The sequence below is a fragment of the Paraburkholderia domus genome (genome assembly GCF_905220705.1).
Classification (GTDB): domain Bacteria; phylum Pseudomonadota; class Gammaproteobacteria; order Burkholderiales; family Burkholderiaceae; genus Paraburkholderia; species Paraburkholderia domus.
In genome coordinates this window covers 98,070-121,043 of the sequence record NZ_CAJNAT010000012.1, presented here as the reverse complement: position 1 = coordinate 121,043, position 22,974 = coordinate 98,070, and the positions used below count along the sequence as shown (strand labels likewise).

21 protein-coding genes are annotated in these 22,974 nt (G+C 62.8%); 12 read left to right on the top strand and 9 right to left on the bottom strand.

Features of this window, described 5'->3' with window-relative positions; genetic code table 11:
- Nucleotides 1–115: 115 nt before the first annotated feature.
- The 5 genes from KHO31_RS21080 (at nucleotide 116) to KHO31_RS21060 (ending at nucleotide 4,918) form a co-directional block, all read left to right on the top strand.
- Nucleotides 116–1,006 (top strand): carbon-nitrogen hydrolase family protein, encoded by an 891-nt coding sequence (locus KHO31_RS21080; RefSeq protein ID WP_201080218.1) that lies wholly within the window; start codon nucleotides 116–118, stop codon nucleotides 1,004–1,006.
- 96 nt (nucleotides 1,007–1,102) lie between these two features.
- Nucleotides 1,103–2,569 carry a metalloprotease TldD gene (gene tldD, locus KHO31_RS21075; RefSeq protein WP_211624104.1) on the top strand — a complete coding sequence of 489 codons (1,467 nt, stop codon included), beginning with the start codon at nucleotides 1,103–1,105 and terminating at the stop codon, nucleotides 2,567–2,569.
- A gap of 404 nt (nucleotides 2,570–2,973) precedes the next feature.
- Nucleotides 2,974–4,047: a 3-deoxy-7-phosphoheptulonate synthase AroG gene (aroG, locus tag KHO31_RS21070; RefSeq protein ID WP_201080216.1), complete on the top strand. Its 1,074-nt coding sequence runs from the start codon at nucleotides 2,974–2,976 to the stop codon at nucleotides 4,045–4,047.
- 197 nt (nucleotides 4,048–4,244) lie between these two features.
- Nucleotides 4,245–4,583: a type II toxin-antitoxin system RelE/ParE family toxin gene (locus tag KHO31_RS21065; RefSeq protein ID WP_201108222.1), complete on the top strand. Its 339-nt coding sequence runs from the start codon at nucleotides 4,245–4,247 to the stop codon at nucleotides 4,581–4,583.
- Nucleotides 4,584–4,585: 2 nt separating this feature from the next.
- On the top strand, nucleotides 4,586–4,918 hold the full coding sequence (locus KHO31_RS21060) for a helix-turn-helix domain-containing protein (RefSeq protein WP_063494819.1): 333 nt from the start codon (nucleotides 4,586–4,588) through the stop codon (nucleotides 4,916–4,918).
- A gap of 55 nt (nucleotides 4,919–4,973) precedes the next feature.
- Here KHO31_RS21060 and hmpA read toward each other — a convergent pair whose 3' ends face one another.
- Together hmpA and KHO31_RS21050 are read right to left on the bottom strand one after the other, a co-directional pair.
- A complete protein-coding gene (hmpA, locus tag KHO31_RS21055) occupies nucleotides 4,974–6,179 on the bottom strand; it encodes an NO-inducible flavohemoprotein (protein WP_201080214.1) in 1,206 nt (401 codons plus the stop codon).
- Nucleotides 6,180–6,277: 98 nt separating this feature from the next.
- Nucleotides 6,278–6,832 carry a cob(I)yrinic acid a,c-diamide adenosyltransferase gene (locus KHO31_RS21050; RefSeq protein ID WP_201080213.1) on the bottom strand — a complete coding sequence of 185 codons (555 nt, stop codon included), beginning with the start codon at nucleotides 6,830–6,832 and terminating at the stop codon, nucleotides 6,278–6,280.
- A 248-nt stretch (nucleotides 6,833–7,080) separates the two neighbouring features.
- Here KHO31_RS21050 and KHO31_RS21045 point away from each other — a divergent pair, with 248 nt between their 5' ends.
- The 6 genes from KHO31_RS21045 to proC all read left to right on the top strand — a co-directional run bounded on the left by KHO31_RS21045 (nucleotide 7,081) and on the right by proC (nucleotide 14,296).
- The gene (locus tag KHO31_RS21045; RefSeq protein WP_211624102.1) at nucleotides 7,081–8,496 is read left to right on the top strand and encodes an FAD-linked oxidase C-terminal domain-containing protein; all 1,416 of its coding nucleotides are present in this window, start codon (nucleotides 7,081–7,083) and stop codon (nucleotides 8,494–8,496) included.
- Between the two features lie 126 nt (nucleotides 8,497–8,622).
- A complete protein-coding gene (locus tag KHO31_RS21040; protein ID WP_201080211.1) occupies nucleotides 8,623–10,116 on the top strand; it encodes an FAD-linked oxidase C-terminal domain-containing protein in 1,494 nt (497 codons plus the stop codon).
- A gap of 253 nt (nucleotides 10,117–10,369) precedes the next feature.
- The gene (gene glcE / locus KHO31_RS21035; RefSeq protein ID WP_211624100.1) at nucleotides 10,370–11,458 is read left to right on the top strand and encodes a glycolate oxidase subunit GlcE; all 1,089 of its coding nucleotides are present in this window, start codon (nucleotides 10,370–10,372) and stop codon (nucleotides 11,456–11,458) included.
- 8 nt (nucleotides 11,459–11,466) lie between these two features.
- Complete coding sequence (glcF, locus tag KHO31_RS21030; RefSeq protein WP_211624098.1) at nucleotides 11,467–12,693, top strand: glycolate oxidase subunit GlcF; 1,227 nt, start codon at nucleotides 11,467–11,469, stop codon at nucleotides 12,691–12,693.
- 40 nt (nucleotides 12,694–12,733) lie between these two features.
- Complete coding sequence (locus KHO31_RS21025; protein ID WP_201080208.1) at nucleotides 12,734–13,432, top strand: YggS family pyridoxal phosphate-dependent enzyme; 699 nt, start codon at nucleotides 12,734–12,736, stop codon at nucleotides 13,430–13,432.
- Between the two features lie 48 nt (nucleotides 13,433–13,480).
- Nucleotides 13,481–14,296: a pyrroline-5-carboxylate reductase gene (gene proC / locus KHO31_RS21020; protein WP_201080207.1), complete on the top strand. Its 816-nt coding sequence runs from the start codon at nucleotides 13,481–13,483 to the stop codon at nucleotides 14,294–14,296.
- Nucleotides 14,297–14,468: 172 nt separating this feature from the next.
- Here proC and ubiA read toward each other — a convergent pair whose 3' ends face one another.
- From ubiA to recG, 7 genes are all read right to left on the bottom strand, one after another.
- Nucleotides 14,469–15,332 carry a 4-hydroxybenzoate octaprenyltransferase gene (gene ubiA, locus KHO31_RS21015; RefSeq protein WP_201080206.1) on the bottom strand — a complete coding sequence of 288 codons (864 nt, stop codon included), beginning with the start codon at nucleotides 15,330–15,332 and terminating at the stop codon, nucleotides 14,469–14,471.
- 273 nt (nucleotides 15,333–15,605) lie between these two features.
- Complete coding sequence (locus KHO31_RS21010) at nucleotides 15,606–16,094, bottom strand: Dps family protein (RefSeq protein ID WP_054037764.1); 489 nt, start codon at nucleotides 16,092–16,094, stop codon at nucleotides 15,606–15,608.
- 154 nt (nucleotides 16,095–16,248) lie between these two features.
- Nucleotides 16,249–16,407 carry a hypothetical protein gene (locus KHO31_RS21005; RefSeq protein WP_211624096.1) on the bottom strand — a complete coding sequence of 53 codons (159 nt, stop codon included), beginning with the start codon at nucleotides 16,405–16,407 and terminating at the stop codon, nucleotides 16,249–16,251.
- Nucleotides 16,408–16,487: 80 nt separating this feature from the next.
- Nucleotides 16,488–17,942 carry a catalase gene (locus KHO31_RS21000; RefSeq protein WP_201080204.1) on the bottom strand — a complete coding sequence of 485 codons (1,455 nt, stop codon included), beginning with the start codon at nucleotides 17,940–17,942 and terminating at the stop codon, nucleotides 16,488–16,490.
- Between the two features lie 70 nt (nucleotides 17,943–18,012).
- Nucleotides 18,013–18,153, bottom strand: coding sequence for a hypothetical protein (locus tag KHO31_RS20995; protein WP_201080202.1), 141 nt, complete (start codon nucleotides 18,151–18,153; stop codon nucleotides 18,013–18,015).
- A gap of 177 nt (nucleotides 18,154–18,330) precedes the next feature.
- Entirely contained in the window at nucleotides 18,331–19,290 is a 960-nt protein-coding gene (locus tag KHO31_RS20990; RefSeq protein WP_201086263.1) for a hydrogen peroxide-inducible genes activator, read from the bottom strand.
- A gap of 124 nt (nucleotides 19,291–19,414) precedes the next feature.
- Nucleotides 19,415–21,721 (bottom strand): ATP-dependent DNA helicase RecG, encoded by a 2,307-nt coding sequence (gene recG, locus KHO31_RS20985; RefSeq protein ID WP_201080198.1) that lies wholly within the window; start codon nucleotides 21,719–21,721, stop codon nucleotides 19,415–19,417.
- A gap of 148 nt (nucleotides 21,722–21,869) precedes the next feature.
- Between recG and queA the strand changes: the two genes are divergently transcribed.
- Nucleotides 21,870–22,928, top strand: a complete 1,059-nt coding sequence (gene queA, locus KHO31_RS20980; protein WP_201123997.1) for a tRNA preQ1(34) S-adenosylmethionine ribosyltransferase-isomerase QueA — start codon at nucleotides 21,870–21,872, stop codon at nucleotides 22,926–22,928.
- Nucleotides 22,929–22,974 lie beyond the last annotated feature (46 nt).

The window sequence follows — 22,974 nt, the reverse complement described above, 5'->3', positions numbered from 1 at the left end:
CTTTGTTTGATCAGAAGAGCGCCGTGCCGCGCCACCGGCCCCAGCCAGCCTTGAACGACGTACGCGGCGCCAGCGGTTCGCGCCGCCGCCTTGCCGGGAGTTTTTCGAAACGCTCATGAGCGAAACACACGTCTCTTCATTTTCGTCCCCCGCTTCGTCCACTGCCTCGCCCACCGCGGCGTCCGGCGGATCTTCCGAAAGCGCCTTCCGCGTTGCCGCGTTGCAAATGGTGAGCACGCCGGATCGCGAGCGAAACCTTGCCGAAGCGGAACACCTGATCGCCGAAGCCGCCGCCAACGGCGCGCAACTCGTCCTGCTGCCTGAGTACTTCTGCTTCATGGGTTTCAAGGACACGGACAAGCTCGCCGTGCGCGAGCCCTATCAGGACGGCCCGATCCAGCGCTTTCTCGCCGACGCCGCGCGCCGCCACAAGGTCTGGGTGATCGGCGGCACCTTGCCGTTGATGTCGCAGGAACCCTCGCGCGTGCTGAACACCACGCTGGTGTTCGACCCGCACGGCAACGAGGCCGCGCGCTACGACAAGATCCACCTGTTCAACTTCGAAAAAGGCGAAGAATCGTTCGACGAGGCACGCACCATCTGCCCCGGCGGCGAGGTCCGCACCTTCGAGGCGCCGTTCGGCCGGGTCGGCCTGTCGGTCTGCTACGATCTGCGCTTTCCGGAGCTGTACCGGCGCATGGGCGACTGCGCGCTGATCGTGGTGCCGTCGGCGTTCACTTACACTACCGGCCGCGCGCATTGGGAAATGCTGCTGCGCGCCCGGGCGGTCGAAAACCAGTGTTACGTGCTGGCCGCCGCGCAAGGAGGCAAACATGAAAATGGCCGCCGGACATGGGGCCACAGCATGCTGATCGACCCGTGGGGCGAAATCGTCGCGGTGCGCGACGAAGGCGCCGGCGTGGTGGCCGGCAATCTCGAGCGTGCGCGCATCGACGAAGTGCGGCAAAGCCTGCCCGCCTGGCGCCACCGCGTGCTGAGTTGCTGATGTGTTACCTGACATTGAAAGTGCGGCGCCCGTCACTCATATAGCGGTGATGCAGGCGCTAACCGAATCCTTCGTATCGAGCAGAACATACTTCGCATGAACATCATCGAACCTGGTATCCGCAATCTCGCCACCGCCAAGGACATCCTCCTGACGCCCTACGGTCTCGACGAATCCCTGCTCACCCGCACGCTCGCCGAAATCTTCACGCACAAGATCGATTACGCCGACCTGTACTTCCAGTACACGCGCAGCGAAGCGTGGAGTCTCGAGGAAGGCATCGTGAAGTCGGGCAGCTTCAGCATCGATCAAGGTGTTGGCGTGCGCGCCGTGTCGGGTGACCGCACGGCCTTCGCCTATTCGGACGACCTGTCGCCCGAAGCGATCCGTCAGGCGGCGCTCGCCACCCGTTCGATTGCCAAGGCGGGCGGCGGCAAGCAGAAGATCAAGGCGGCATCGTCGCTGACCGGCATCGCCGGGCGCGACCTGTACCTGCCGTCCGATCCGCTGCACTCCCTCGACGCAACCGCCAAGGTCAAGCTGCTCGAGCGTATCGAAAAGATGGCGAGCAGCCGCGACCCGCGCATTCAGCAAGTGATGGCTGGCCTCGCCGGTGAATACGACGTGGTGCTGGTCGCGCGCAGCGACGGCGGCTTTGCGGCCGATATCCGGCCGCTCGTGCGCGTGTCGGTCACGGTCATCGCCGAGCAGAACGGCCGCCGCGAAATCGGCAGCGGCGGCGGCGGTGGCCGCTTCGACTATGGCTATTTCACTGACGACGTACTGTCGAGCTATGTCGACGACGCCGTGCATGCGGCGTTGGTGAACCTCGACGCCCGCCCGGCTCCGGCCGGCGCGATGTCCGTGGTCCTCGGACCGGGCTGGCCCGGCGTGCTGCTGCACGAAGCGATCGGCCACGGCCTCGAAGGCGACTTCAACCGCAAGGGATCGTCGGCGTTCGCGGGTCAAATCGGCGAGCGGGTTGCGGCGAAGGGCGTAACGGTGGTCGACGACGGCACGCTGCCGAATCGCCGCGGCTCGCTGAATATCGACGACGAGGGCAATCCGACCCAGTGCACGACGCTGATCGAAGACGGCATCCTGAAAGGCTACATCCAGGACACACTGAATGCGCGCCTGATGAAAATGCCGGTCACCGGCAATGCGCGCCGCGAATCGTACGCCGCACTGCCGATGCCGCGCATGACCAACACGTACATGCTCAATGGCGACAAGGACCCGCAGGAAATCATCGCTTCCGTGAAGAACGGTTTGTACGCGGTGAATTTCGGCGGCGGCCAGGTCGACATCACAAACGGCAAGTTCGTGTTCTCGGCCTCCGAGGCGTACATGATCGAAAACGGCAAGGTCACCTACCCGGTCAAGGGTGCGACGCTGATCGGCAGCGGCCCGGAATCGCTTAAGTACGTCAGTATGATCGGCAACGACATGAAGCTCGACTCGGGCGTCGGCGTGTGCGGCAAGGAAGGCCAGAGCGTGCCGGTCGGCGTCGGTCAGCCGACGCTGCGTATTGACCGGATGACGGTTGGCGGCACCGCCTGATTTTGATGTAGACGCATACTTCGTGCACGCAATGCGCGAAGTATGCGGATTTACCGCATTTTTATACCCTGCAGCTTGTCAGCCGAGCCTGCACGGGTTATAAAGTCACTCACCCTTTTTGACCAGCGACCTATTTCGCCATGTCCGCCAAGTTTTACTTTTACTTTTTTTGGCATCTCAGACCGCTGGCGGATCGAGAGGGGTGTTAGTGCACGCAAGACACCCAGAATTCACGAAAACCGCCAGCTAGCCTGGCGGTTTTTTTTTCGCCTCACGCCTTTGAAACTTTTGCCGTTGAAATCTTTTTGATTGTTGTCCGCCCTGGCATCGCTGCCTGATCGCTGTCTGATCGCAGACTTCGTTGCCCGCGCGAACACGCTACGACCCGATTCAGGAGAACAAGCATGCCCCCGCACAACACCGACGATGTCCGCATCCGCGAATTGAAAGAACTCACGCCGCCCGCTCACCTGATCCGCGAATTCGCGTGCGACGAAACGGTGTCCGACGTGATCTACAACTCGCGCAACGCAATGCATCGCATTCTGCACGGTATGGAAGACCGTCTGATCGTCATCATCGGACCGTGCTCGATTCACGATACGAAGGCCGCGATGGAATACGCCGGGCGCCTGGCCGAGCAGCGCAAGCGCTTCGCCGGCGAGCTCGAAATCGTGATGCGGGTGTACTTCGAAAAGCCGCGTACGACGGTGGGCTGGAAGGGTCTCATCAACGACCCGCACATGGACAACAGCTTCAAGATCAACGACGGCCTGCGCACCGCGCGTGAACTGCTGCTGCGTATCAACGAACTCGGCCTGCCGGCCGGCACCGAATACCTCGACATGATCAGCCCGCAGTACATCGCCGATCTGATCTCCTGGGGTGCGATTGGCGCGCGGACTACCGAATCGCAAGTGCATCGCGAACTGGCCTCGGGACTGTCGTGCCCGGTCGGTTTCAAGAACGGCACGGACGGCAACGTCAAAATCGCCGTCGACGCGATCAAGGCCGCCTCGCAGCCGCACCATTTCCTGTCCGTCACGAAGGGCGGCCACTCGGCGATCGTCTCGACCGCCGGCAATGAGGACTGCCACATCATCCTGCGCGGCGGCAAAACGCCGAACTACGATGCGGACAGTGTCAATGCGGCATGCGCCGACATCGGCAAGGCCGGTCTCGCGGCGCGTCTGATGATCGACGCGAGCCACGCGAACAGCTCCAAGAAACACGAAAACCAGATTCCGGTGTGCGCAGACATCGGTCGCCAGATTGCTTCGGGTGACGAACGGATTGTCGGCGTGATGGTGGAATCGCATCTGATCGCGGGCCGTCAGGATCTGCAGGAAGGCTGCACGCTGACCTACGGCCAGAGCATCACCGATGCGTGCATCGGCTGGGACGAAAGCGTCGCCGTGCTGGAAGGTCTTGCCGAAGCGGTGAAGCAACGGCGTGTGGCGCGCGGCAGCGGCAATTAAACGCCGCTTCGCGCACCAGCGCGAATGCTGTAGTGGCTTCATCGAAAACCCGGCTCGTCGAGCCGGGTTTTTTGTTAGCCAAACGGACGAATGGTGCTCTATGAACCGCCTCTGTACCGTAACAACTCGCTGCCGGGTCGGATACGACTTGACCAGGCTGAGTGTTGCGTATAAGATTTTGTACATGAAAGGCGGCTATGGAGTACGAAAAAGAAATTCGCTGGATGGGCTCCAGCTATCACGATTTACTCACCTTTCCCGAAGAGCCGCGTCGCCGGGCCGGATTTCAGCTTGGCAAGATTCAGGCAGGACTGGACCCCGACGATTGGAAGCCGTTTGATTCGATCGGCGCCGGAACGCGCGAGATTCGCATCAGGGAAGCTGACGGTATTTACCGCGTGATGTATGTCACCAAGTTTGTGGAAGCGCTGTACGTTCTGCATTGCTTCCAGAAGAAGACGCAGAAGCTGGCGCCGCAGGATAGAAAGATCGCCGAGATGCGGTACCGCGCCATCATCAATGATAGGAAAACTTAACAATGACGATCGATACCAAAATCCGTCACGTAACAAAGCCCGGCGCAAACCTGTTTCTCGAACTCGGCTTCTCCGCCGAAGAAGCGAAACGCTTGCACGCCGCGTCGCAAAAACAGATCAACGACACGCGGCTGCTCAAGGAGCAGTTGATGACCGAACTGTCCAGCTGGATCGAACAGCATCACCTGAAGCAAGCCGAGGCGGCCGAGATTCTGATGGTGTCGCGTCCGCGCGTGTCAGACGTGGTCAACAAGAAGACCACCAAGTTCACGATCGACACCCTGGTCGAAATGATGAGCCGGATCGGCAAGCCGGTCACACTGGCGGTTGGGTAGGGCGCACGGCACACCTCCGCGTGCTTTCACACTCGGCTTGCCATGCGCCGCCGCTTCATTGCACCACGCCTGAACCGAACACTTCGGTGTGAATCCGTGCCGCATCCACACCGCGCGCGGCCAATGCCTCGCATTGCGCGCGCATGAACTGCACCGGCCCGCAGATGTAGTAGTCCGCATCAGGAACGATCACCTTGTCGGAAATTTTCTCGAGGTCGAGACGACCTTCGAAATCGTAGTCAATACCGGCGCGATCGGACGCTTCAATGGCTTCGTAGAACACCGCACGCGTGACGTTAGAATGCGCTGCGACCGTATCGTTAAGCCACTGCCGGAACGCATGCACGCGGCCATTGCGGCAGGCATGCACGAAGGTCACGCTGCGCTCACTCCGATCGGCGAGTAACGTGGACAACATCGAGGCCATCGGGGTCACGCCCACGCCGCCGCTCATCAGCACCACAGGCGTCGTCTTCTTGCGATCCAGCGTGAAATCGCCGGCTGGCGCGCTGGCGTGTACCACCGCACCCACTTCCACACCGTCGTGCAAGAGGTTCGATACATGGCCCGGCGCCGCATCTTCGTGGCCGGCCTCGCGCTTCACCGAAATACGCAGCCAGTTGCCGTTCGGCGCATCCGACAAACTGTACTGCCGCGGCTGATCGACGCCGAGTTCATCCACAAAACGTTTCACGGTCAGAAACTGACCGGGTTCGAACCCGCAGGCCGGCGAGCCGTCGGCCGGCGTCAGATAAAACGACGTGATTTCATCGCTCTCCACTTCCTTGCGCGCAACCTTGAACGGCCGGAAGCCGCTCCACGCCGCACCTTCGTAGAGCTTTGCCTCCGTGCCGACGAAGATATCCGCGAGCTGCTTATAAGCGACTTCCCATGCGCCGAGCGTCTCCTGATCGACCGCGTCGCCTAGTACATCGACGATTGCGCCCAACAGGTGGCGTCCCACGATCGGATACTGTTCCGGCCGGATATTCAGACTTACGTGCTTATGCGCGATTCGCGAGACGGTCGGCCCCAACGCGCCGAGGTTATCGATATTGGCGGCATACGCATACACCGCCTTCGCCAGCGTTTCCGGCTGATTGCCGCTCTTCTGGTGAGTCTGGTTGAACACGTTCTTCAGCTCGGGATGGTGCGCGAACATGCGCTTGTAGAAGTGTTTGGTGATGGTCGTGCCGTGTACAGCGAGCACGGGAACGGTGGCTTTGACGCGGGCGATCTGGTCGGCGGTGAGAGCGGGCATAACGACTTCTCCTTAAAGATGCATTTACAATACATCTTTAAGGAGAAGCTTTGCACCGGACAGATTGTCACAGTGCATAAAGGGACTAAGGCGCGGTGTTAGCCGGCGCTACGATCGTGTTGCCATAACACGTCGCTGCCGCCGTCCGCGCGATTGAGCACGCGCGCGAGTACGAACAGCAGGTCAGACAGCCGGTTCACATACTGGCGCGGCGCCTCATTGATCGCCTCGCCTTCACCCAGGGCGACGATCGACCGTTCGGCGCGCCGGCACACCGTACGGCAAACGTGCGCAAGCGCAGCCGCGCGCGAGCCGCCCGGCAGAATGAATTCCTTCAATGGCGGCAAGGTCGCGTTGTAGTCCGCCAGCCAGTCGTCGAGTTGGCCAAGATGCTTGTCGGTAATCATCGTATGGCCGGGAATGCAGAGCTCACCGCCAAGATCGAACAGGTCGTGCTGAATCGCTACCAGCGCGGCTCGCACCTTGTCGGGCAGCGTTTCGCACAGCAATACGCCGAGATTCGAATTGAGTTCATCGACGTCGCCGATTGCGGCAATGCGCGCGCTGTCTTTGCGCACGCGGCGGCCGTCGCCGAGACCTGTGGTGCCGTCATCGCCCGTGCGGGTGGCGATCTTGCTCAAGCGGTTGCCCATGATGTCTCCCATGCATTCATTCAGTGACGATGCGTTAGCGCGGCGCCGGCGAGTCCATCCGGCGAATCCGGTAAGTCAGCCACCAGGTTGGTCACCGCGTTAGCTACCGCGTTTATCCATATTGCGCGCATCGTGAGGTCGCCGCCATTATAGGAGCGGCAGCCGCTCCCGACGCCGGTCCACGGGTGATCGGCGTAAAATGAAGCACAAGCTGTAGAACAGCTCCGCCCCAATATCAGGAGACATGCGTGAATCATCCCGTGCCGCCGGCCCCCCTGCGCCGGCCGTTTCCCGCCGAGTTACTGACTGCACTCAAAGCCGCTTTCGGCGAACGCGTGTCCACTGCAGAAGCCGTTCGCACCCACCATGGCCGCGACGAATCGCCGTTCGATCCCCAACTGCCCGACGCCGTCGTATTCGCGCGCAATACGGAGGACGTGCAAACCATCGTCAGGCTGTGCGGCCAGTACAACGTACCGATCATCCCTTACGGCAACGGTTCGTCGCTCGAAGGGCATCTGCTGGCCGTGCAAGGGGGCGTGTCGATCGACCTGTCGGAAATGAACCGCGTGTTGTCGATCAACGCCGAAGATCTGACCGTTACGGTCGAGCCCGGCATCTCGCGCAAGCAGTTGAATGAAGCACTGCGCGACACCGGCCTGTTTTTTCCGATCGACCCGGGCGCTGACGCGAGCATCGGCGGCATGTCGGCCACGCGCGCGTCGGGCACCAATGCCGTGCGCTACGGCACGATGCGCGAAAACGTGCTCGGGCTGACGGTGGTGCTCGCCGACGGCCGCGTAATCAAAACCGGCACGCGCGCGCGCAAGTCGTCGGCAGGTTACGACCTCACGCGCCTGTTCGTCGGCTCCGAAGGCACGCTCGGCGTCATTACCGAAATCACCGTTCGGCTGTATCCGCAGCCGGAGGCGGTTTCGGCTGCGGTCTGCACGTTCCCGTCGATGGGCGATGCAGTGCGCGCGGTCATCGAAACGATTCAGATGGGCGTGCCGGTTGCGCGTGTTGAGTTCGTCGACTCGCTCGCAATTCGCTCGATCAATCGCCATTCGAATCTGACGTTGCGTGAGGCGCCCACGCTCTTCTTCGAATTCCACGGCACCGAAGCCGGTGTGAAAGAGCAAGCCGAACTGGTGCAGGAGATCGCCGCGCAGAATGCCGGCGAAGGCTTCGAATGGGCGACCCGCCCGGAAGATCGCAGCCGTCTGTGGAACGCGCGCCACAACGCCTATTTCGCGATGCTGCAACTGAAGCCCGGCTGCCGCGCCGTCACGACCGATGTGTGCGTGCCGATCTCGCGTCTCGCGGAATGCGTGGTGGAAACCGAGCAGGATCTGAAAGCGTCGCCGCTGCCCTGCCCGATCGTCGGCCATGTCGGCGACGGCAACTTCCACGTCGCCATCCTGATTGATCCGAACAAGCCGGAAGAGCTTGTCGAAGCCGAGCGCCTGAACCATCGCATCGTGCAACGCGCGTTGCGCATGGACGGCACCTGCACGGGCGAACACGGTGTCGGCCTGCACAAGATGAACTTTCTGCTCGAAGAACACGGCGAAGTCGCCGTCGACACGATGCGCTCGATCAAGCACGCGCTTGATCCGCGCAATCTGATGAACCCGGGCAAGATCTTTTCCTGGGCGGCTTGAGGCCTAATCAACGCTCAACGCTGCTTAGCTCAGTTGCGGCAGCGGCAGCGGCAGCGGCAACGTCCGCTGCCGCACAACTAGGCTTGACCCGGCATGCACGCTGAAAGACACGAGGAGACAAGTCATATGAACGCACCCGTCGAACTGACGGCCGAAGTTCTCGCCCAGCGTCAGCGCGAAGTTGTGCAGGCGCTGATGGCCGTGCTGCCAACCCACTGTCTGCTGTATCGCGAAGAAGACACCGTCGCCTACGAGTGCGACGGCCTCGCTGCCTACAGGCGTCTGCCGCTTGCGGTTGCATTGCCCGAGACGGAATCGCAGGTCCAGCGCATCGTGCAGATCTGTCACCGGCTCGACGTGCCGATCGTGCCACGCGGCGCGGGCACCGGTTTGTCCGGCGGGGCGATGCCGATTCGTCACGGCGTGGTGGTATCGCTTGCGCGCTTCCGGAAGATCGTCGAAGTCGACTCGTATGCCCGGACCGCGACGGTCCAGCCGGGGGTGCGCAATCTGTCGATTTCCGAAGCCGCCGCGCCGTATGGCCTTTACTACGCACCCGATCCGTCGTCGCAGATCGCCTGCACGATCGGCGGCAATGTCTCCGAGAATTCGGGCGGCGTGCACTGTCTCAAATACGGCCTGACCGTACACAACGTACTGCGTGTGCGCGCCGTAACGATGGAAGGCGAAATCGTCGAATTCGGTTCGCTCGGGCCGGACGCGCCAGGGCTCGATCTGCTCGCGGTGTTGATCGGCAGCGAAGGCATGTTCGCTATCGTCACCGAAGTCACCGTCAAGTTGATCCCGAAGCCGCAAACGGCGCAGGTCATCATGGCCAGTTTCGACGACGTCGTGAAAGGCGGCGACGCGGTCGCCGGCATCATTGCAGCGGGCATCATCCCGGCGGGCCTGGAGATGATGGACAAACCGGCCACGCGCGCCGTCGAAGAGTTCGTCAACGCGGGTTACGACCTCGACGCCGCGGCGATCCTGCTGTGCGAATCGGACGGCACGCCGGAAGAAGTCGCCGACGAAATCGTGCGCATGACCGCGGTGCTGCGCGAACAGGGCGCCACCCGTATCCAGATTTCACGTTCGGAAAACGAACGCCTGCGCTTCTGGTCCGGGCGCAAGAACGCGTTTCCGGCGGCAGGCCGCATTTCGCCCGACTACTACTGCATGGACGGCACCGTGCCGCGCCGCAGTATCGGACCGCTGCTGGCGCGCATCGAAGTGATGGAGAAGAAATACGGCCTGCGCTGCATCAACGTGTTTCACGCCGGAGACGGCAACATGCATCCGTTGATCCTGTTCAACGGCAACGATATGGACGAGTGGCATCGGGCTGAAGCGTTCGGTTGCGATATTCTCGAAACTTGCGTCGAACTGGGCGGCACGGTAACGGGCGAGCATGGCGTCGGCATCGAGAAAATCAATTCAATGTGCGTGCAGTTCTCGCCTGAAGAGCGCGACGCGTTTCACGCGGTCAAGCGCGCCTTCGACCCGCCCGGTTTACTGAACCCCGACAAGGGTATTCCCACCCGCGCGCGTTGCGCCGAGTACGGCAAGATGCATGTGCGCGGCGGCCTGTTGCCACATCCGGATCTGCCGCGGTTTTAAGGCGAGCGTCGGGCTGGCCGGCGCGCCTCGCGACTGTGGGGGCATATGACGCGAACGTCGGCTCGCGCCGCTCGTTCACGCCTGCCTTTCGCCGTTCCCTCGCCGCTGTCCACTCTCCTCCGACGCGCCGCGCATATCCCGTCCCGGTGCTCCCCCCCAGATCCCACCCTGATTACCCGATGCGGGTCCGCTCCGGGTTGCCAGCGAGCCGCCGCCCGGTACAATCGATCGAAACACAACGAAGCAGGGCACCATGGAAGAGGACGACATCGTCGCCGTTTGGTCCGAACGCGTGCGTTCGGCCAGCGCCGAAGGGCGCACATTGCGCATCCGTGGCGGCGGCACCAAAGACTGGTACGGTCAGACACTGGAAGGTGACATCCTCGACACGCGCGCTTATCGCGGCATCATCGCCTACGATCCGGCCGAACTGGTCATTACCGCGCGCGCGGGCACACCCCTGCTGGAGATCGAGGCGGCGCTCGCCGAACACGATCAGATGCTCGCCTTCGAACCGCCGCACTTCGGGCCCCAGGCCACCTTCGGCGGCTGCGTCGCTGCGGGCATCGCCGGTCCGCGCCGGCCGTCCGCCGGTGCAGCGCGCGACTTCGTGCTCGGCGCGGTGATCATGAACGGCCATGGCCAGACGCTGCATTTCGGCGGCCAGGTGGTGAAGAACGTCGCCGGTTACGACGTCTCGCGTTTGATGGCGGGCTCGCTGGGCACCCTTGGGCTGATCCTCGAGCTGTCGGTCAAAGTCCTGCCGCTGCCGCAGGCCGAAACCACGCTCAAATTCGAAATGAACGGCACAGACGCAGTCCGCAAGCTCAACGAATGGGGCGGCCGGCCGCTGCCGATCACGGCAAGCGCATGGCGTCACGGCACGCTGGCCGTGCGCATGGCCGGCGCGGAAGCCGCGGTCAAAGCGGCGCGCACGGCGCTCGGTGGTGAAGTCGTCGATGCGGTCGAGGCGGAACGCTTCTGGGCAGGCCTGCGCGAACAGACCGACTCGTTCTTTGCGGCGATCCCGCCGAAGGCCGCGCTGTGGCGTCTCGCGCTGCCGTCGATCACCGAGCCGCTGCAATTGCCCGGCGCGCAACTGATGGAATGGGGCGGCGGCCAGCGCTGGTGGATCACCGACACCGACGCGCAAACCGTCCGCATGAGCGCGAAACAGGCCGGCGGCCACGCCACCATCTTCCGCACCGGCCATGGCTACGACCGCAGCGCCGGTGTCTTCACGCCGCTGCCCGCACCGTTGATGAAAATCCATCGCGGCCTGAAAGCCGCCTTCGACCCCGCGCGCATTTTCAATCGCGGCCGTCTCTACCCCGACTTCTGAGCGACGCGATGCAAACCAACCTCGCGGACTTCATTCGCAACACGCCCGATGGCGACGAAGCCGACGCCATCCTGCGCAATTGCGTGCATTGCGGTTTCTGCACCGCGACCTGCCCGACCTATCAGATACTCGGCGACGAACTCGACGGCCCGCGCGGTCGCATCTACCTGATCAAACAGATGGTGGAAGGTGCGGCTGTCACGCGCAGCACGCAGGTCCACCTCGACCGCTGCCTCACCTGCCGCAATTGCGAAACCACCTGCCCATCCGGCGTGCAATACGGCCGGCTGGTCGAGATCGGCCGCAAGATCACCGAGGAGAAAGTCACGCGCCCGCTCAGGCAGCGGATGGTGCGACGGCTGCTCGCGAGCTTCGTGCCGAACAGCGCGCTGTTCACACCGGTCATGCGCCTCGGTCAGCACTTCCGCCCGCTCCTGCCCAGAAAATTGCGCGACAAAGTGCCCGCGCGGCAGCGTCCGCTCGAATGGCCGACCGCGAAACATCCGCGCAAGATGTTGATGCTCGCAGGCTGCGTGCAACCGTCGATGATGCCGAACGTCAACGTCGCGACGGCGCGGGTGCTCGACGCGCTCGGCGTGGAAACGTTGATCGCGCCCGAAGCAGGCTGTTGCGGTGCGATCCGTCTGCATCTGGGCTACAACGACGAAGCGCTCGACGACTTGCGCGCCAACATCGACGCGTGGTGGCCATTTATCGAAGAAGGTGCGGAAGCGATCGTGATGAACGCTTCTGGCTGCGGGGCGACGGTCAAAGAATATGCGCATCTGCTGCGCAACGATCCCGCGTACGCGGAGAAGGCGCGCCGTGTAACCGAACTGACGCGCGACATCGCGGAGATCCTGCCGGAGTTCGAAGAGGCGCTCGTCGCCGTGAGCCGCCGCCGCGCGATCCATACGGTGGCGTTCCATCCGCCGTGCACGTTGCAACACGGTCAGCAGGTGCGCGGCAAAGTCGAACATCTGCTGGCGGCGCTCGGCGTCGAAGTGCGTCTGCCCGCCGACAGTCATCTCTGCTGCGGCTCGGCCGGTACCTATTCGCTGACGCAGCCCAAGCTCTCGTACGCACTGCGCGATCAGAAGCTCGATCGGCTACAGGCGCAGGAGCCGCAAGTGATCGTGTCGGCGAACGTCGGCTGCATTGCGCATCTGCAAAGCGGCACGTCGACGCCGGTCGCGCATTGGATCGAACTGGTCGAGCACATGCTGTCCGTATAATCCGGACCATCGCCTTTCGCTCGACTTCCGGATCCGTTCCATGCCCGATCTGATTCACAACCTCGAAGCGGTGCAACAGCGCATCGCCCTCGCCGCGCAGGTGGCCGGACGCGACGCACGTTCGATCACCCTGCTCGCGGTCTCGAAGACATTTCCCGCCGAAGACGTGCGCGCCGCCTACGCGGCCGGTCAACGCGCGTTCGGTGAGAACTACGTGCAGGAAGCCATCACCAAAGTCACAGCGCTGGCCGATCTGCGCGCGGCGCTCGAATGGCACTTCATCGGACCATTGCAATCGAACAAGACGCGGCCGGTTGCCGAGAATTTCGACTGGGTGCATTCGGTCGATCGGCTGAAGATCGCGCAGCGGTTGTCGGAGCAGCGTCCGGACAACCTGCCGCCGCTGAACGTGTGCCTGCAGGTCAATGTCAGCGGCGAAGCGTCGAAAAGCGGCGTGAGTATTCCCGAGGCAGTGGAAGTCGCGCAGGAAATCGCGGCGCTGCCGAAGCTGAATCTGCGCGGCCTGATGGCGATTCCGGAACCCGCCGGCAGCGTCGAAGAGCAACGCGCGCCGCACCGGCAACTACGTGAACTGTTCGAGCGTCTGCGTAACGACGGCCTCGAACTCGATACGCTCTCGATGGGCATGTCAAGCGACCTCGAAGCCGCCGTGCTGGAAGGCGCGACGATCGTACGCGTCGGCACTGCGATCTTCGGCGCACGAGATTACTCTAACTAACCGTTGCGGGCCTTTCCGGGCGCCGCACGGGACCTCTTTCGGAACATCATGAAAATTGCTTTTATCGGCGGTGGCAACATGGCCGCCGCGTTGATCGGCGGCCTCATCAAGCGCGGTGTCGCGCCCGCCGACCTGTACGCGATCGACCCCAACGAAGAGGCGCGCAAGCGCAATGAGCAGCAATTCGGCATCAAGACTGGCGCGGCCGCGGACGCCGCGCTCGCGTCATACGACGCGATCGTACTGGCGGTGAAGCCGCAGATCCTGAAGAGCGTCGCCGAGGCGCTGGCGCCGCATCTGCAGGCGACGCAACTGGCGATCAGCATCGTCGCGGGCATTCGCATGGACGACATGTCGCGCTGGCTGAATGGCCACGCCCGCATCGTGCGCGTGATGCCGAATACGCCGGCGCTGATCGGCATGGGCGTGACGGGCCTCGTCGCGACCGGCAGCGTCGACGAAACCGGCCGCGCGCTCGCGTCGCAGGTGCTGGGCGCGGTAGGCGAAACCGTCTGGTTCGACGACGAAGCGAAAATCGACGCCGTGACGGCGATCTCGGGCAGCGGTCCGGCGTATGTGTTCTATTTCATCGAAGCGTTGCAGGAAGCTGCGCGCCAACTCGGCATGGATGAAGCGCAAGGCCGCGCGCTGGCTGTCGCGACCTTCACTGGTGCTGCACAACTGGCGGCGAACTCCGACGAGCCGCCGAGCCTGTTGCGCGAACGCGTGACGTCGAAGGGCGGTACCACGGCGGCCGCGCTGGCGTCGTTCGACGCAAGTGGGATCAAGGATGCAATCGTGCGCGGCGTGCTCGCCGCCGATGCGCGCGCCAAGGAAATGGGCGACGAGTTCGGCAAGCTGTAGCGCGATGTGCGTTGGCGGGTGGCCGTTCACCCGTCGCGAATGACCTACGCCGCAGGACGCTGCGCCGCGGATCAATCCGGGGCAGCGTCACCGGCGCAAACAGGGCCAGCGCGCGGCACAGATCGATTCGAAGCGGCGCCCAGGACTGAGGTGCAAAGCAGCCGCGGAAGAATTAAAACGAAGCCGCCGCGTAATGCGCAGCAATGCCGACAAACAGCGCGCCACCCAGCCAGTTGTTATGACGGAACGCCGCAAAGCACGCCATCCGCTCTCGATTGCGGATCAGCGTGTAGTGATAGATCGCGCACCCCACCGCTGCCGCCCATCCCAGCCAGTACAGCACGCCAAATCCCAGCATCATGCCGATGCCGACGTAAATCCCCAGCGTTGCCGCATAACAGAGCATGATCGCCGCCACGTCGAAGCGGCCGAAGGTCAGCGCGGAGGTGCGGATGCCGATCTTGATATCGTCGTCGCGATCGACCATTGCGTATTCGGTGTCGTACGCCACCGACCAGAACACGTTAGCCAGCAGCATGACCCAGGCGAGCATCGGCACGTGATCCTGAATCGCGGCGAACGCCATCGGAATGCCGAAGCCGAACGCGATGCCGAGGTAAGCCTGTGGAATCGCAAAGAAGCGCTTCGTGAACGGATACGACCCGGCGACGAAGAGCGCCGCCACCGACAGTTCCTTGGTCAGCGTATTCAGCGGCAAGATCAGCAGAAATGCCAGCAGAGACAAACCGGCTGCCAGCGCCACCGCTTCCCATGCCTTGATCTTGCCCGACGTGATCGGCCGGTTTTCCGTGCGCTTCACATAGCGATCGAAGTCGCGGTCCGCGTAGTCGTTGATCGCGCAGCCGGCCGAGCGCATCAGCACCGTGCCCACCGTGAAGATCACCAGCAGCGGCCACGAAGGATGGCCTTCGGACGCAATCCACAGCGCGTTGAGCGTCGGCCACAGCAGCAGCAGGCTGCCGATCGGTTTATCCATGCGGACGAGGCGCAGATACAGAGGAAGTCGGGCGAACATGGGCGGATTCGGTGAAGTGCAGACGGTGCGCCTATTTTACGGGATGCGGGTGACAGGCGGCCTGCAGGCCCGCGAAGCTGAATTGCGGAGCACCGAACCGGGGGCCGCAACCGCGGCCGGGTCCTGAGCCAAAGCCAAGTCCGAATCCGGTGCCGCAAAAAACAAAGCCTCCCGAAAAGGGAGGCCTTGCAGGTATTCAGTTCAACGCCGGCACTGAAGCATGGCGCGGAAATCCGGACTCAGCGCCCGGAACATTCAAGCCGTTCAAGCCGTTCAAGCCAGCATCGAGCGCAGCATCCATGCAGTCTTTTCATGCGTTTGCATGCGTTGCGTCAGCAGGTCGGCGGTCGGCTCGTCGTTGGCGGCTTCCGTCGACGGGAAAATCGCGCGTGCGGTGCGCACCACGGCTTCCTGGCCTTCCACCAGCTGGCGGATCATGTCTTCTGCGGCCGGCACGCCGTCCGCTTCCGGAATCGACGACAGCTTCGCGAATTCCTTGTAGCTGCCCGGCGCATGCACGCCCAGCGCGCGAATACGTTCAGCGATCGAATCCACCGCAAGCGCCAGTTCGTTGTACTGCGTTTCGAACATCAGATGCAGCGTGTTGAACATCGGACCCGTCACATTCCAATGGAAGTTGTGGGTCTTCAGGTACAGCGTGTAGGTGTCGGCGAGCAGTCGCGACAGACCTTCCGCAATCTTCTTGCGATCCTTGTCACTGATCCCGATATTGACGTGTTGTACGGCTTCTTTCTTGGCCATGATGACTCCTTTGAAGAGTGATACGAACCGGTCGGTAAGGTGACGGTGTGCGGGTAGCAGACTCGGCACATCGAGCGCTCGACAGTTTATCTTAGAAAGCAACTGCGTTCGTGTGACGCGTGGTCGCTTGCCGCACTCACGGCCTTGTGCTCAATCACGCGCCGAACGCGTGTTGCAGGGCGTGCGCAACGATCACTGCGAGTCCGCTCGAGACCATTGCGAATCCCACAAACTTGCGCAGCATCAATGCCTGCCGCTGCACGCCGCGTGTGGCCGACGAGCCGCCGATGGTGGACATCATCATCTGGATCATGATCGAGCTCCCTTGATTCGTATCTGTACCGGCGGGGCGCCGATGCGCCCCGCTTTGCTGCATCAATTCACTTCGACTGCTTACTTCTTGCTGCCTTCCGCGAGGTTCGCCATCGCGGCGATCACACCTTCCGCATAAGCCGGATCGGCACGGCGGAAATGTTCGATCTGACGCGCGACGATCTCTTGCGGCACACCGTTGATATGGCGTGCGATGTTGCCGAACAGACGCTCGCGTTGTGCGGCGTCGAAGAGCGCAAACAACATACCCGGCTGCGTGTAGTAGTCGTCATCCAGACGATGATCGTAACGATCGACCGTACCCGCTGCGAGCGGCGGCTCCGCCGCGTTGTTGTCCTGCGCGAAGTCACCGAAGCGGTTCGGCTCGTAGTTCACGTTGCCGCCAAGATTACCGTCCGTGCGCATCGCACCGTCGCGATGGAACGAATGGTGCACCGGGCAGCGCGGTGCGTTCACCGGAATCTGATGGTGATTGGTGCCAAGACGGTAGCGCTGCGTGTCGCCATACGAGAACAAACGGCCTTGCAGCAGACGGTCCGGCGAGAAGCCGATACCCGGCACCACGTTGGCCGGCGTGAACGCTGCCTGCTCCACATCCGCGAAATAGTTCGCCGCGTTGCGATTCAACTCGATCGTGCCGACGTCGATCAACGGGTAATCCTTCTGCGACCACACTTTCGTGATGTCGAACGGATTGAAGCGATAGTTCGCTGCTTCCACCTCCGGCATTACCTGGATGGCAAAACGCCATTTTGGGAAGTTGCCTGCATCGATGCTCGTGAGCAGATCGTGTTGAGCGCTTTCACGATTCTGGGCCACTACTTGCGCCGCTTCAGCATCGGTAAAGTTCTCGACACCTTGCATCGACTTGAAGTGGAACTTCACCCAGAAGCGTTCGTTGTTCGCGTTGATGAACGAGTACGTGTGCGAGCCGAAGCCGTGCATCTGGCGGAAGTTCTGCGGAATGCCGCGATCGCTCATCAGGATGGTGACCTGATGCAAAGATTCCGGATGACGCGACCAGAAATCCCACGCAGCGACATTGCTGCGCATGTTGGTGTACGGGTCGCGCTTTTGCGTATGGATGAAGTCCGGGAACTTCAGCGGATCGCGGATGAAGAACACCGGCGTGTTGTTGCCGACCACGTCCCAGTTGCCTTCTTCCGTGTAGAACTTAATCGAAAAACCGCGCACGTCGCGTTCCGCATCGGCGGCGCCACGCTCGCCCGCCACCGTCGAAAATCGCATGAAGAGCGGCGTGTCCTTGCCAACCTGGTCGAACACTTTCGCCTTCGTGAAACGCGAGATGTCGTGCGTGACCTTCAGCGTGCCGAATGCGCCCGAACCCTTGGCATGAACGCGGCGTTCCGGAATCACTTCACGGTCGAAATGGGCGAGTTTTTCCAGCAGCCAGACGTCTTGCAGGACGACCGGACCACGCGCGCCGGCGGTCATCGAATTCTGGTTGTCGGCGATGGGTGCGCCGGCTGCATTGGTGAGCTTACGTTCGGACATGCGTGACTCCTGAGTGACTTTTATCGGAAACGGAATGTGGGGAGAGGCGCGGCGCGCCGATGCCTGGGGCTCATGCGGACAAGGCCCGATCGACCAGCAAGGACAATGCGACGGTGCGCATGCTCTGCATCGAGGCAGCAAAGGAACCGGTGATAACGCGAGCGGATTGAGCGGCGACGAGTTGGACTTGCTGCGAGTTCGATTGCGTCATGATTTCCTCCGGGTCTTATGGGATCGGGCGATCCATGGAGGAAACTATAACAACGCTATCTAATTAGCGTGTTTGATTAATTTTATCTATTCGATAGGGATGGCGACGATGAGCCCGTGGGCGGTCGCGCGACCGGCCGCCGAGGTGCGCGGTGGCCGGTCAGGGGGAGCGTGCCGCTTAGTTGACGGCGACAGGCAGATCGAGCTTTTTGACGCCTGTCAGATCACAGGCATTGATGGCGTCGCAGATGGCCTCGATGGCAGGCATGCGCGTGAAGCTCTTGCGCCAGGCGAGTACGACGCGACGATCCGGCACCGGCTCACCAAAGGCGACATAGCTGAGCAGGCCCGCGTCGATACCTCCGGCGTGCGGCTTGACCTCTTGCACCGACATGCGCGGCAGCACGGTAATCCCGACGCCGCTCGCCACCATATGGCGAATGGTTTCCAGCGAAGAACCTTCGAAGGTCTTCTGGATGCCGTCCGCATTTTGCGAGAAACGCATCAGTTCAGGGCAGACGCCCAGCACATGGTCGCGGAAGCAGTGGCCGCTGCCGAGCAGCAGCATGGTTTCCTGCTTCAGATCTTCGGCGTCGATCTTCGCGCGGTTTTCCCACTCGTGACCGGACGGCAGCGCGACGACAAACGGTTCGTCATAGAGCGGGCGCTGCATCAGGCCCGTTTCCGGGAACGGCAGCGCCATGATGGCGACGTCGATTTCGCCTTGCTTGAGCAGTTCGATCAGCTTGATCGTGTAGTTTTCCTGCAGCATCAGAGGCATCTGCGGGACGCGCTTGATCATCTGTTTGACGAGCGTAGGCAGCAGATACGGCCCGATCGTATAGATGACGCCGAGGCGCAGCGGCCCGACCAGCGGATCTTTGCCCTGCTTGGCAATTTCCTTGATGGCGAGCGTTTGTTCGAGAACGCGTTGAGCTTGCGTGACGATCTGTTCGCCGATCGGCGTAACGCTGACTTCGCTGGTGCCGCGCTCGAAGATCTGGACGTTGAGCTCGTCTTCGAGCTTTTTGATGGCCACCGATAGGGTCGGCTGGCTGACGAAACACGCCTCGGCGGCCCGGCCGAAGTGCCGTTCGCGCGCTACCGCGACGATGTATTTCAATTCGGTGAGCGTCATTGGGGGACCAATCAGAGCAATGGTATCGATAGGTTCTAGTTATACACCTATAGGGTCGGTTCGCCAACCTTTTGGTTTTCCTGGTGGCGCACGCCCAGCAGGAAGTCCCTTCGGGGACAAAACCTCAAGCCTTCAAATAGTGCTCCCGAGCCCCCAGCCACCGGGCGAGGTGCTGCATCACCACCTCGGGATACTGCTCGAGCAAAGCTGCGGCTGCCTCTCTGGCAGGCTCGATGAGCCATTGATCCTGCTCGAGGTCGGCAAACCGCAACATGGCCGCGCCCGACTGCCTCGCACCCAGAAACTCCCCCGGACCACGAATTTCAAGGTCCCGGCGCGCGATTTCAAACCCGTCAGTCGTCTCCCGCATGGTCTGCAACCGCGCCCGGGCAGTCATCGACAAGGGCCCGGTATAAAGCAACACACAAACCGAAGCCGCACTTCCGCGCCCCACCCGCCCCCGCAACTGGTGCAACTGCGCCAACCCGAACCGTTCCGCGTGTTCGATCACCATCAACGATGCATTCGGCACGTCGACGCCCACTTCGATCACCGTCGTCGCCACCAGCAATTGCACCTCGTTGCGCGTGAATGCATCCATGACCGCCGCCTTCTCCGCCGGCGCGAGACGCCCGTGCACCAGTCCGACTTTCAACTCCGGCAACGCGGCCACCAGCGTTTCATACGTCTCCACCGCCGTCTGCAACTGCAAGGTCTCGCTCTCCTCGATCAGCGGACACACCCAGTACACCTGCCGTCCCGTCAGCGCCGCCTCACGCACTCGCCCGATTACCTCTTCGCGCCGCGCGTCGGAGACCAGCTTGGTCAGAATCGGCGTGCGCCCGGGCGGCAATTCATCGATGGTCGAGACGTCGAGGTCGGCGTAATAGGTCATCGCGAGCGTGCGCGGAATCGGCGTTGCCGACATCATCAATTGATGCGGCTGGAAATCGCGCGCGCCGTCGCCGGCGTTTCGCGCCTTGGCGCGCAAAGCGAGCCGTTGCGCGACGCCAAAGCGATGCTGTTCGTCGACGATCACCAGCCCCAGTCGCGCAAACTCGACCGCGTCCTGGATGATCGCGTGCGTGCCGATCACGAGTTGCGCGGTGCCGAGCGCGGCGGCTTCGATCGCGGCGCGCTTTTCCTTCGTCTTCAAACTGCCCGCCAGCCACGCGACGCTTACACCCAGCGGCTCCAGCCAGCCGCGCAATTTGCGAGCGTGCTGTTCGGCAAGGATTTCGGTCGGCGCCATCAGCGCGGCCTGATAGCCGGCGTCGATCGCTTGTGCGGCGGCCAGCGCGGCCACGATCGTCTTGCCGCTGCCGACGTCGCCCTGCAGCAGCCGCTGCATCGGATGCGGCTGCGTGAGGTCGAGCGCGATCTCGCCGCCCACGCGCTCCTGCGCCGCCGTCAGCGAAAACGGCAGCGCCTTCAGCAAACGCGCCACCAGCGCCGACTCATCGCCTTCCTTGCGACGCTGCATGGCAGGGGCAGCACGCGTGCGGCGCTCTTCGTGCGCCCGCTTTAACGACATCTGCTGCGCCAGCAGTTCCTCGAACTTGATCCGCACCCACGCCGGATGCGTGCCGTCGATCAGCGCGGTCTCGTCGGATTGCACGCCCGGATGATGCAGCGTGCGTACCGCATCCATCAGCGTCGGCACGCCGAGCGGCTGCATATACGCTTGCGCAATCGGCTGAGGCAGCAACTCCGGCAACGACGTACGCGACAACGCGTTGTCGATCGATTTGCGCAGATACGCCTGCGTCACGCCCGCGGTGCTTGGATACACCGGCGTCAGCGCTTGCGGCAGCGGCGTGTCTTCGTCGACTACGCGTACCGCCGGATGCACCATCTCCATGCCGAAGAAACCGCCGCGCACGTCGCCGCGCACCCGCAAGCGCGCGCCGATCGCCATCTGCTTGACCTGCGAGCCGTAGAAATTCAGAAAACGCAGCACGAGTTCATCGCCGGCGTCATCGCGTAGCTTCACCAGCAACTGGCGGCGCGGGCGATAGGCGATCTCATTGTCGAACACCACGCCTTCCGTCTGCGCAATGCCACCCGGCAGCAGATGCCCGATCGGCGTGAGGGACGTTTCGTCCTCGTAGCGCATCGGCAGATGCAGAACCAGATCGATGTCGCGCGTGAGACCGAGCTTGGCGAGCTTGTCGACCGGCTTGGCTGCGGGTTTTGCGGCGGCCTTGTCAGCAGGCTTCCCAGTGGCTTTGCCCACGGATTTGCCGGCGGGCTTGTCACCGAATGGGTCCACAATTTCACCTTCACGCGCGGCCTTGTCGCCCTCCAGCGCGACACCCGCGCCGAGGTCGTTCAAGTCCGCCTCCGCTGCTTTGCCCCGCGAGACGCGGCGCTTGGGCTCGGCGCTCACTTCATCGGTAGCAGAGGGCAATCGGCGTTCGGACAAAGGCATGGGTTGCTTCGCAAGTACAATATCGGCTGTCAAAGGTGTCGCCGCCATACAGCGCGCGGGCTCGCGGGCCGCTCTGGCGTCCCGCAATCATAGCCGCCCGGCTCCGGCTTCGGCTCAATTCCGTCCCAATTCGCTTCCAGTCGTCCGCATGTTTACGCTTTCCGATTTCGATTTCGATCTGCCACCCGAGCTGATCGCGCAAGTGGCGCTGCCCGAGCGCAGCGCCAGCCGCCTGCTTGAAGTAGCCAACCCGGCCGATGCCGCCGACGCCGCGCGCCTGATCGACCGCCGTTTTGCCGAGCTGCCCGAGTGCATCGCGGCCGGCGATCTGCTGGTCTTCAACGATACCAAAGTCCTGAAAGCACGTTTCCTCGGCCAGAAGGCCAGTGGCGGCAAGATCGAAGTGCTGGTAGAGCGCCTCGTCGGCGAGCGCACCGCGCTTGCGCAGATCCGCGCGAGCAAGAGCCCGCAGCCGGGCACCACGATCCGTCTGGCCGACGCGTTCGACGTGACGGTCGGGGAACGCGTCGAGCCGTTCTACACGCTGCATTTTCCGGACGACTGCCTGACGCTGATCGAGCAATTCGGCCGCCTGCCGCTGCCGCCGTACATCGAGCACGATCCCGACTCGACTGACGAAACCCGCTACCAGACGGTGTTCGCGCAAAACCCGGGCGCGGTGGCTGCGCCCACCGCCGGCCTGCACTTCGACGACGCGCTGCTCGCCCGGCTCGACGCCCGCGGCGTGGAGCGCGCGACGCTGACGTTGCACGTCGGCGCGGGCACCTTCCAGCCGGTGCGGGTGGAGAATCTGGCCGAACACAAGATGCACAGCGAGTGGTATCACCTGCCGCAATCGCTCGCCGACAAGATCGCGGCGACGCGTGCGCGCGGCAACCGCGTCATCGCAGTGGGCACGACGTCGATGCGCGCGCTCGAAGCCGCCGCGCGCGATGCCGAGGCCGCCGGACGCCCGCTCGGCGCGGCCAGCACGGAAACCGATATCTTCATCACGCCGGGCTACAAGTTCCGTGTGGTCGACCGGCTCGTCACCAATTTTCATTTGCCGAAGTCGACACTGCTGATGCTGGTGTCAGCGTTCGCGGGCGTCGAAACGATTCGCGAGGCGTATCGCCACGCGATCGAACAGCGTTACCGCTTCTTCAGCTACGGTGACGCGATGTTGCTGACGCGCCGCGACGCCTGAACCGTTTCGCGTCGCATGGCGATATCCCGTGCGATAGCGTTGCGCG